This is a genomic window from Microbacterium sp. SCN 69-37, from assembly GCF_001724435.1.
In the GTDB taxonomy this organism is placed as follows: domain Bacteria; phylum Actinomycetota; class Actinomycetes; order Actinomycetales; family Microbacteriaceae; genus Microbacterium; species Microbacterium laevaniformans.
The window spans coordinates 1-9360 of record NZ_MEEL01000008.1 but is presented as its reverse complement, the minus strand read 5'-3'; the positions used below and the strand labels follow the sequence as shown (position 1 = coordinate 9360).

The window sequence follows — 9360 nt, the reverse complement described above, 5'->3', positions numbered from 1 at the left end:
TCCGGATCAACGCCCAGTCCTCCAAAGTGATCACTCTCCAATCGTTGAGTGTTCACTTTTCAAGCGCCGCTACTGTCCAGTTTTCGAGCGCCGTCGACACTGAAGCGCCGTGAGTCCGGCTCGGATCCGCCGCCGGCAACCCCCACGTCGTGAGCCAAGTCGGGTCGGCGAACAGGATGGCTATCTTTCGTCGCTTGGCGACCCCTCGGGATTGCTGGCACGCGGCTTCTCCAATTGCTTCGAACACATCGGAGAGGTCCATGGCGAGGTCGTCATGATCCGCGCGTCCTTGCGCTGGGGAGCATCCCAGCTCCTGGATATCGTGCCATCGTGAGCGGTCGAGACAGCGAACGCGCTGAGCACGTCGGCTGCGCGTTGTCCCGCTCCCTGCTCGAGACCGGCGGGTTCAGACCCCGACTACACCCTCAATTGCGATGAGCCCGAAATCCTCCTGGTCTTGAGATCGAAGTCCCGGCGCTTTGTAGAGGAGTTGGATCTCGGGTCGCAAGTACCTCACCCCATCACGTTGCCAATGCGCGTCAGCCAGAGACATTCCGACTCGGCTGTCGCGTCTATAGCTCCAGGCGCCGTCGTGGATGGTCGTCAGCACGACGTCGTACTCCCAGGGGTCGGCGCCGCTCTGGCGGAGCCATAGGTTGTTGCAGGTCTCTGACAGGTGTTCCTCCACTGCCACGAGGGGGCGAAGAGTTCCACGATCGGCGGCCCAGACATCGAACCGCGCACGAACGTGCTCGCGGAGCAACTGGAACTCGTCACGTGGAATCCCGATGTCGATGTCGCCGTGGTCACGCTCTACGCCTGTGTAAGCCTCGATCGCCCAGCCGCCAGCGATCCACCATCTGCCGCTGTAGTCCGCGAACATGTCGACGACGTCGTCCACTGTGTGCGGGCGCCAGGGTCCGTAGAGCCGGACGATTTCGTCGTGATCCATGAGATCCACGTTACGCAAGCAGGCCCTCGAGGCCGCAAGAAGCATGCACACAGTGCATACACTTGTGCCTCATGATGGAATGGGCCGCCAGTGGGCTATCGAAAAGCCAGCGCGACTTCGTTGTGTCGATGCTTGGCGACGACCTCGATCTCGTGTCCGACATGTCGTGGGGGCAGGTTGACACACGCGTCCTTCGCGTGATGGCCGGGACGGAGCACTTCGTTGTCAAGGCGGCCGGCCCCAGCAACCATCACATCGGGCGAGAAATTTCAGCGCACGAAACTGCAACGGGTCCACTGCTGTCACGAGATCTGTGCGCCCGACTCGTCGGAGTTGCCCGTGGCAGCAATATCCTCGTCACTACCTTCGTGCGGGGTGAGCTGGTTGAAGGAACGCCGGCGGAGCTTTCGCCCGAGGTCCAGGCACAGGCCGGAGCGTTGTTACGCGCGTTCCACAGCCAATCCGCTCGACTTGACGATGAGTACGAGGCTCGGGTGACGCATCAGGCACTCCAACGCCTGAGCCAAGACCATCGCATCCCGTACGACATCGAGGATCGCGCCCGGGAAATCTTGAACGGGTACTCGCCGCACCCGATTCTGGTTGTGCCAACTCATGGCGATTGGCAACCGCGCAACTGGGTGTTCGACGGTACGAAGGTACGCGTGATTGACTTCGGCCGGTTCGACTATCGCCCCGCAGCTACGGACCTCTGTCGTCTTGCTGTCCAGCAGTGGCGGTCCATGCCGAGCCTCGAGATCGCATTCATGTCTGGCTACGTCGACGACCCGCGAGATCCGGAAGTATGGGGCATCGACCTCCTCCGCGAAGCCGTTGGCACCGCCGTCTGGGCTCACCGGGTCGGCGACGAGCCCTTTGAGCAGCAAGGGCAACGAATGCTCCGGGAAGCGCTCCAACACTTCGTTTAGTCGCGCAAGAGGGGAACATCGGACACCAGAAGTCCAACAGTGGTTCTCGGCTCTACGCACCGCGTGCTCGCTTACGATGCGTGCATGGACTACGTCGAGCTGACCGAACGCTTCATTGAGGAGAGGTTTCCGGCCGCGGAGATCGCGGTGATCGGCGGCAGCACAGGGCGAGGCACTCGCACCCCGACAAGCGACATCGACCTGCTGGTCATCGGGGATGAGATCTTCGATGAGGGCGAGTCCAGGTCCAGCCTGGCTGGCGCGTGGGAGTACGCCGGCGAAGTCTTCGAGGTGTTTGCGTACACCCATGAGGCCTACTCAGAGTGGGCGCGCGGCGGGATCGCGCAGTACCGACCCGTCGTCGTGCACATGCTGGTGGAGGGCCAAGAAGTGCGCGGCGGCGAGGCACTCAATCGACTCCGCGCCGAGTGGGGCGCGACACTCATTGACGGACCGTCGATCAGCGAGCACGAACTCGCGATGCGCCGGTACGCGATCACCGACCTGATAGACGATCTCCGTGACGCAACAGACGACTTGGAGCAGAGCGCCGTCGCCTGGGATCTGTTCCGGAAGATCGCGGAACTCATGTTGCTCAGCGACCGACGCTGGATCGGAACGGGGAAGTATCTCCCGCGACGTCTCCGGGAACTGAGCCCCAGCCGCACAGAGAGTCTCACCTCACCACTCGTGCAAGGTGATCTCTCTGCATTCGCAGATCGTGTCGAGATCGAGCTGACGCGTGCAGGAGGCCGTGTGCACGCGGGGTTCGTCCGCTGAGACTAAGCCTCGGCTAGGACAAGGTCGGGCAGAGGGTGTCGGCGCACCAGGACGCGGTTCCTCGGTGCTGCGACTCCGGGCTCGTAGGGGAGGATCTGGATTCGGACTGTGCTGAGGTGACGGAGTAGGCAACTCCGATGCCGCTGAGACGATGCGACAAGTGCCTTCTCGAGCGTTGCGGGGCGCCTATTGTTCGCATTCTGGCGCATGCCGAACGCGGTCTCCACAGCCGTCTTCCCTCGTGCCACGATCCGTTCGGCGACCTGATGGAGCCGTGGGTTCGTACAGCCGTTCATGACGGTGACGACCGCGGCTTCAAGAGCCCAGACCTGCTCCGCGAGACTGAACCGTGGGCTCAGAAGATGGCTCGCGAAGGACAGGTCGGTGATGATCGTCGTCAGGCTCACGATCTCGGGGTAGGCCGCGAGAAAGACGCTGCACGCGTCGAGCGAGTCGATCCCGATCATCCCCATCCGATCGACGATCCTCCCCTGGAGTTGCTCGTCCGCCGCCCAACACCGTATGAGGGAAGCGGCCAGTTGGAGTTCGCCGGTGGTGAGTCCGATGCCGCGCTTCCAGAGCGTGCCGGATAGGCAACGCTCGGCGTGGGCGTATTCCTGGAACGGGGTGAGATCGATGTCGGCCCCGTCAATGTGCCAGCGCTGATGGCGGTTGCAGACTGCGCCTCCCCTGCTGCGCACCGACGTCTGCTCACCTTTCGCGCATCGACGGCAGGCAGTTCGCGTCGCCTGGGTGTACCCGCAACGTTTGCAGAGCGTCGGCTGCCAGGCGTAGTGCTGGCAACGCACGTACATCGCGTTCTTCCGGGCATCGCCCGCGAAATGCCCGGGCGTGAGGCCGCCGAGACGCTCCGCCCACCCCGCAGCGCGCTCGAGGTTGGGATGCGAAGGCGACATTCCGGCGAGGTCTGTGACGTGGAGCCGAAGGTCGCGGGGTGTGAGAGCGTTCGCGGTGGCGAGCCTGCCGAGGAATCCCGTGATGGTTTCGGCGGCGAGGGGCTGCACGGTCCGCGGTAACGCACGCACGTTCGCCGCCGGCATCGGCACCTTCATGTCGCGACGGGCACCTTGTCAGGGGCGGCGGCCGGGACGGTGCCGAAGACGGTGTCCAGGTCGAGGCGTTCGGTGCCGTTGTCGATGGCCTCCATTGCGAGCATGTGCACCATCCCGGTCAGGTCTCCGATCACACCGCCCGTCGCGGCGTGGAGATGGCTCGCGTGGCGGAGAATCGCCTCGGGATGCTGGTCGATGAGTCCGAGGGAGTTCTCAACCGCGACGAGCAGATCTGCCCATCCCGCTTTGCCCCTTCCCGTGTTCTCGAACTTGTGCAGGTTCAGGATGTCGAACCGGCTGCTGATCTGTCGTCCGCGGGTTCCGTCGAGTAGCCCGCTGGCTTCGACGTCGACTCCGGCGTAGACGAAAGTGCCAGGGCATTTCTCCGACAGCTGCTTGAGCGTGTCGGATGCCTCGCCCATCTGCTTGTACTTCTGGTTGATGTTGTGGATCTCGTCGACGATGATCAGCTCGGTTCCGCACGCGGCGATCACGCTGGCGACGGTGTTCATCAGCTCTCCCGTGTTGTAGTGCGCTCGCACCGGGAGGCCGAGGAAGTGGGCGAACTCTCCGAGCATCAGTTTCGGGGTGCAGGATGGCGGCACCGACACGTAGATCACCGGGATCGAGTTGCCGCCGCTGGCCCGTCCGATGTCGCGTCGGCGACGCTCAAACCGTCGAGCGATGTGCGAGACCGTGGTGGTCTTGCCGATGTTCGGCTCCCCCGACACGATCACGCCGAGCTTGCCGTGCGACTTGTACTGGTTCAGCATCAGCCGTCGCAGGATCTCCTTCTCTATCGCCGCGAACTGAGCGGTGTTGACGACCGGTCCGCGAATCATGAACTGCTTGCGAGCTTCACGATTCATCGCACGGTCGCCCGGCGAGAGAGCTTCCAGTTCGGCGCGGGTGATCGGGAGCGGCTTGTCCAACGTCTCGCTGACGAACGCGGACCAACCCTCGCGCGTACTGATCGCCTGGGTCATGTCAGCCGCTCCCACACTCCGTCGTCGTCAGCGAGCAGCGAGAACCCGCTACCGCGTTCCCAAATGACCTCGTCACCGATCGCCTCGTTCACGGGTTCTTCGCGGGCTGTCGTCTGCGCGTTGCTCGTGTAGTGCATCGGGTCACGATCGACCTGTGCAGCGCGAACCTTGCGGTTGTGCTTCTTTCCCGGCCGCACCCACTGGGCACGCTTCATTCGATCGGCCAACTGCGCGGCATCCTCCCGAACCGCACGATCGGCATCGACATTGACGGCGCGGGACTGCTGCCAGATATCGCCACCCATCGGCTCGTCGAGCAGATCAGGAGCGGCGCGGAAGGGAACGAACTGACCGTCGTGTTCGATCCAGATGTAGAGCGGATTGTGGGGGTCGTACCGGATGCGGCACGGGCGGGTCGCCCCTTCACCCTGTGCGCCGGCAGCCCTCAGCTCGGGCAGCCGTTTAGACCGGTAGACACGGCGCTTGAAGTTGATGCCGTAGTCCTGCAGCGTGCACGTCTTGGCCGGGAGAAGACCGATGAAGTCGTCGATACCGAAGGGCACATGGATCTCGGGAGCGACCCGCCGGTAGGCGCGGAACATCTCGTTCGGAGTCAAGTGCCGACCGGGCAGGAGCGGGTCGGCAAGCCCGTCATGAGTGCGGTTCTGCCATTCGATGGCGACCCAGTCCTCGAGCAACTCCTGCAGCTGGGCCAGTGCGAGCACCTCATCCGTCGGTTCATCACGCCCGCGACGCTCCACGCTGCCACCCGTGAACCCCTCGAGATACTGCACGAAACGAGTCACCATCGACTCGAACGTGCGCTCCACGTGCGGCTTGTCCGTCGGAGTCTCCTTCGCGGCGAAGATCAGTGAGATCCCCAACCTCGCGCAGCCTTCGCGGAACGACCGGGAGCGGAAGATCTTCCCGTTGTCAGTCGTGATCGTCTCCGGGAAGATATACGGCTGTGCGAGGCGGTGCTCATCGAGACGCTCCTGCGTGATCATGAACTGCCCCGCCCACGTCGCCGACATCCGCTCGCGATGCTCGCGCGCCCCCGGAGGACGCATGTCGTACGGCGTCAGCGCGCGAGCCAGAACACCCGCAAGGTCGGCGCTGTTGGTCGCGATCGCGCGGACCATCGCCGCAAGGATCGAGCGAGTCGCGACATCGTGGATGATCGTGAGCTCCGCGCGGTTCAGGCGCCCGTCCAGCAGTCGCGACGGCACATCAATGATCGTGGAGTCGATCTGAACGTGCTCCCCCGGTCGGAGCGAACCGTGAAGACCAAAAGCCCTGCCGGGCTTGTTCGCCGCGGTTTCTCTTCCTCGCGCCGACGCGTTCAGCTTTCTAGCCGTCGGGTGCGCCGCGATCAACCGATACAAGGTCCGATCGCTGGGCAACTCGACACCCTCCCCGAAGTCCTCCTCGAGCATCCACTTCACGTTGTCGACCGTGCGCGTCCGTGTCCCCGAGGACCGCTTCACCCCCGCCGCCCCCAGATCACTCAGCGCACCCGCGATGCGCGCATCGATCACCGGCTTCCGCCCGTTGAATCGGCGTTTGTCCACCAGCCCCACGACGCCTTCAGCGAGATACCGCTGGAACTTGCGGCGAACCGTCTCCGTCGACGCCTCGATATCCGGCCGCAACGCCGCCCGCACGTCCGCCAGCAATGGAATCAAGTCACGGCCCGCATCGACAGCGCGCTTCACGACCTCGAGCTGCTCAACCCACAGTTCCACGCTCCGCCGCTCGGTCTCGGGCAACCCAGCGATCAGCTGCAAGTCCGTCGGCTCGGTGGAAGGCGGCCGCACGTCACGCCAAACGACATCCGGCATACGAAGCAGTTCCTCGATGACAACCTCGCGGACAAACTCCTCTGTGAGAGAGCGCAGGAGCGCATGCCGATAGTCGACAGCGATGACAACGAACTCGTGATCGTCCCACGTCAGCTGTGTTCCGATCCCGGCGCGCATGACCTATACCGCCTCCGCCATCGCGCTCAACGAGAGCGGAGAATCCTCGTCCACCTCGAGCAGCCCCCACCACAGGGCCGAGTAGATCGCGCCCAACGGTTCCGCGCATACGCCGTCAAGCAGAGCGGCCCACTCCCTCAGCGTCCGACACTCCCCAGCGCGGTCCCGCAACCGGGTGTTCGCCGTCGCTGAGATCCACCGGTCGAAGCGGTATCCCGAGAGGAAGCGAAGGTTCCGGTGCTCGATCGTGGAGATATCGCTGATGACGACGTAGCCCCAGCCGAGCTGGTCACTCAACTCGGCTGTACGACTGAACACCTCAGCGTCGTTCTCATCGATCTACCGAACGGGCTTGACGTCGACGATCGCAGCGCCGCCACCGCGATAACGGACGAAGAAGTCAGGCGCGTGCTTTCCGAGACCTCCCGACCAGTGGATCCACATCGGCTGAGCAGCCAAGCCAACCACTCGACGATCACGATCCAGCCGCATCAGAGCCGCACGCTCGTACAACGACTCGAACCACACATGCGAACCCGTCGTCGCCGCCCAGTAGTAGCCCTCATAGTTGCGCTTGTACTTCCATGACGACGGTGTCCGCACGACGTCCACCGACTCGAATGGAACGTCTGCTGCGTCCAGCACGTCGCGGCGGTCATGCTTTCCGCCGATGACCCACTCGACCTCCGCACGGATCGACACCGCCCGCGCCACCTGCTGAGACCCGCTCACGTCCGCTCCCCTCACCCACAAAATGTTCAGTTTGAGGATCCGAACCTGACGGCGCCAGATTACGACTCACGATCTGAAAGGCCGGACGGTGACAGCCGCGTGTCGCGAGACCCGCACACAGAATCAATGGCACGGACGACAGGATCAACCGCGCAGACACAAGATCAACGGCACGGACGACAGAATCACTGTCATCGGACAGCGAACACGACAACATCGGCACCTTCCAATCTGCCTCGAGCTGCGAAGATGCCCCGCGCGGCGGACGAGATCGCCCCAGTACCCGAGTAGGCTCCCGATGACGTCGTCACGCGAAGCGCCCGCAGGGTCGGGAGCCTACTAGGGTACTGGCAAGACGAAACCCCGGCGATGTGGCTGAGCCAGTGATCGTTCCGGGGTCTTCGTGTACAAGCATACGATCAGGATCCTGAATGTCAACCGAACGAGCCGCCCTGAGCGCTGAGGACTATGAATCGCTCCTCCCGCTTGTGACTGCCGAGCGGCTGGGCTCGTACTCCCGAGCAACAGATGGCGGCACCGCAGCCGCCTTCGCTCTCTACGAGTGGAACATGCGCGCAGCTGCGAGCGTGATGGAGCTCACCTCGATGGTCGAAGTGATCGCCCGTAACGCCCTCGACACGCAGTTGCGCAGCTGGGCGACCCGCAAGCACGGCCACCCGTCTTGGCTTGATGTCGTGCCGGTCGATCAGCAAGGACGCAAGGACATTCAGCATGCCCGAGATCGAGCGACCCACCGGGGACGCCGGCCGGAAGTTCATGGGCGCGTCATCGCCGAGCTTTCGCTGGGGTTCTGGCGGTACCTGGTCGAATCGCGCTATCTGACCTCGCTTTGGGTGCCTTCGACGCACGCCGCGTTCGCTCACGGACATCCCGACCTCCGCACCAGGCAACGCGACGTCGCGTTCCGGATGCAGCAGCTCAACTTCGTCAGGAACCGCGCCGCCCATCATGAGCCCATCCATCAGCGTGATCTCCGACGCGATTTGGGACTCGCCCTCGACCTCGCGCAATGGATCTCGCCTACGGCGGGCGAATGGGTCGAGAACACGACGTCACTCCCCGCTGTTCTCGCCGAGCGCCCGAGTTTCTCATAGTCTTCGCATCCAGTACAGCTTTTGTCCTCGATTCAGGGTACAAATGCCGTATGGCCAGTTCGACCATTGCAAAGCTCGGCGCGATCGCCGCTGAGCGCTGGGGGATGGTCACGACAGCGCAGGCGGCCGAAGTCGGGGTCTCTCGCAAGACCCTCTCGAATCTCGCGGCCTCTGGTGCCCTCGAGCGTGTCGCGCAAGGCGTCTACCGGATGGCCGGAGCACCGACGGGCATGCTTGAGGTCGACACCATCAGGATCCACTGGCTCGCTCTCGGCGGCACGGCATCCGTGATCGCATCGGGAAAGTCGGCAGCGGCGCTGCACGAGATCGGGGACTGGCTCCCTGGAGCATCCGAGTTCGTCGCCGCCACTCGACGGACCACGAGGATCGACGGGGTTCGAATCCGTGTCCGATCACTGGCAGCCGAAGACATCGTGTTCGTCGACGGTATGCCGTCCATGAGCGTCGAGCGGACGATCGCGGACCTCATCGAATCGCGGGAATACCTATCACTCGTGTCCGATGCCGTCGCGCAGGCGATTCAACGAGGGATTCTGCTGCGTCCGAATCGCCTGAAGGAGATGCTCGAACCGCTTGCCCGCCGATACCGAGAGCCGTCGGGGGCCGCGCTCATGGATGGACTCAGTGAAGCGGTGCCAAGCTAGGCCGCGCTTCGGAGGCCAGGCGGGTTCACTCGAACCGCGACGACGTAAGTGGGCTCTTCGGACATTCGGTGGGGGTCATGGGGTGAGTCCGCCGGCGGCGAGGAGCATGCGGAGGCGGTAGTTGTGGCGGTTGCGGTAGCCGCGGGCGA

Annotated in this window: 10 protein-coding genes; 4 read left to right on the top strand and 6 right to left on the bottom strand. The window is 63.8% G+C overall.

Annotated elements, in window-relative coordinates; genetic code table 11:
* Window positions 1–406 precede the first annotated feature (406 nt).
* On the bottom strand, window positions 407–952 hold the full coding sequence (locus ABS64_RS01010; RefSeq protein ID WP_292680169.1) for a hypothetical protein: 546 nt from the start codon (window positions 950–952) through the stop codon (window positions 407–409).
* 71 nt (window positions 953–1023) lie between these two features.
* Here ABS64_RS01010 and ABS64_RS01005 point away from each other — a divergent pair, with 71 nt between their 5' ends.
* Entirely contained in the window at window positions 1024–1881 is an 858-nt protein-coding gene (locus ABS64_RS01005) for a phosphotransferase (RefSeq protein WP_292680168.1), read from the top strand.
* Window positions 1882–1965: 84 nt separating this feature from the next.
* The gene (locus ABS64_RS01000; protein ID WP_292680166.1) at window positions 1966–2661 is read left to right on the top strand and encodes a nucleotidyltransferase domain-containing protein; all 696 of its coding nucleotides are present in this window, start codon (window positions 1966–1968) and stop codon (window positions 2659–2661) included.
* A 2-nt stretch (window positions 2662–2663) separates the two neighbouring features.
* Here ABS64_RS01000 and ABS64_RS00995 read toward each other — a convergent pair whose 3' ends face one another.
* Genes ABS64_RS00995 through ABS64_RS00975 form a run of 5 tightly spaced genes read right to left on the bottom strand, consistent with a single transcriptional unit; the run spans window position 2664 to window position 7431 of the window.
* Entirely contained in the window at window positions 2664–3734 is a 1071-nt protein-coding gene (locus ABS64_RS00995) for a hypothetical protein (RefSeq protein WP_292680164.1), read from the bottom strand.
* A complete protein-coding gene (locus tag ABS64_RS00990; RefSeq protein WP_292680162.1) occupies window positions 3731–4720 on the bottom strand; it encodes a TniB family NTP-binding protein in 990 nt (329 codons plus the stop codon). The genes ABS64_RS00995 and ABS64_RS00990 overlap by 4 nt, the downstream gene beginning before the upstream one ends.
* Window positions 4717–6699 carry a Mu transposase C-terminal domain-containing protein gene (locus tag ABS64_RS00985; protein ID WP_292680161.1) on the bottom strand — a complete coding sequence of 661 codons (1983 nt, stop codon included), beginning with the start codon at window positions 6697–6699 and terminating at the stop codon, window positions 4717–4719. The genes ABS64_RS00990 and ABS64_RS00985 overlap by 4 nt, the downstream gene beginning before the upstream one ends.
* A 3-nt stretch (window positions 6700–6702) precedes the next feature.
* A complete protein-coding gene (locus ABS64_RS00980; protein ID WP_292680158.1) occupies window positions 6703–7017 on the bottom strand; it encodes a hypothetical protein in 315 nt (104 codons plus the stop codon).
* 21 nt (window positions 7018–7038) lie between these two features.
* Window positions 7039–7431: a hypothetical protein gene (locus tag ABS64_RS00975; protein WP_292680157.1), complete on the bottom strand. Its 393-nt coding sequence runs from the start codon at window positions 7429–7431 to the stop codon at window positions 7039–7041.
* A 587-nt stretch (window positions 7432–8018) separates the two neighbouring features.
* Here ABS64_RS00975 and ABS64_RS00970 point away from each other — a divergent pair.
* Window positions 8019–8546: a hypothetical protein gene (locus ABS64_RS00970; protein ID WP_197017258.1), complete on the top strand. Its 528-nt coding sequence runs from the start codon at window positions 8019–8021 to the stop codon at window positions 8544–8546.
* A gap of 50 nt (window positions 8547–8596) precedes the next feature.
* Window positions 8597–9211: a type IV toxin-antitoxin system AbiEi family antitoxin domain-containing protein gene (locus ABS64_RS00965; RefSeq protein WP_036285967.1), complete on the top strand. Its 615-nt coding sequence runs from the start codon at window positions 8597–8599 to the stop codon at window positions 9209–9211.
* Window positions 9212–9360: the final 149 nt, after the last annotated feature.

Excerpts from the sequence above, each read along its gene's own strand:
- ABS64_RS00995 (WP_292680164.1), bottom strand. The coding sequence starts at position 3,734 with ATGAAGGTGCCGATGCCGGCGGCGAACGTGCGTGCGTTACCGCGGACC.
- ABS64_RS00985 (WP_292680161.1), bottom strand. The coding sequence starts at position 6,699 with ATGCGCGCCGGGATCGGAACACAGCTGACGTGGGACGATCACGAGTTC.
- ABS64_RS01010 (WP_292680169.1), bottom strand. The coding sequence starts at position 952 with ATGGATCACGACGAAATCGTCCGGCTCTACGGACCCTGGCGCCCGCAC.
- ABS64_RS00990 (WP_292680162.1), bottom strand. The coding sequence starts at position 4,720 with ATGACCCAGGCGATCAGTACGCGCGAGGGTTGGTCCGCGTTCGTCAGC.
- ABS64_RS01000 (WP_292680166.1), top strand. The coding sequence starts at position 1,966 with ATGGACTACGTCGAGCTGACCGAACGCTTCATTGAGGAGAGGTTTCCG.
- ABS64_RS00965 (WP_036285967.1), top strand. The coding sequence starts at position 8,597 with ATGGCCAGTTCGACCATTGCAAAGCTCGGCGCGATCGCCGCTGAGCGC.
- ABS64_RS01005 (WP_292680168.1), top strand. The coding sequence starts at position 1,024 with ATGATGGAATGGGCCGCCAGTGGGCTATCGAAAAGCCAGCGCGACTTC.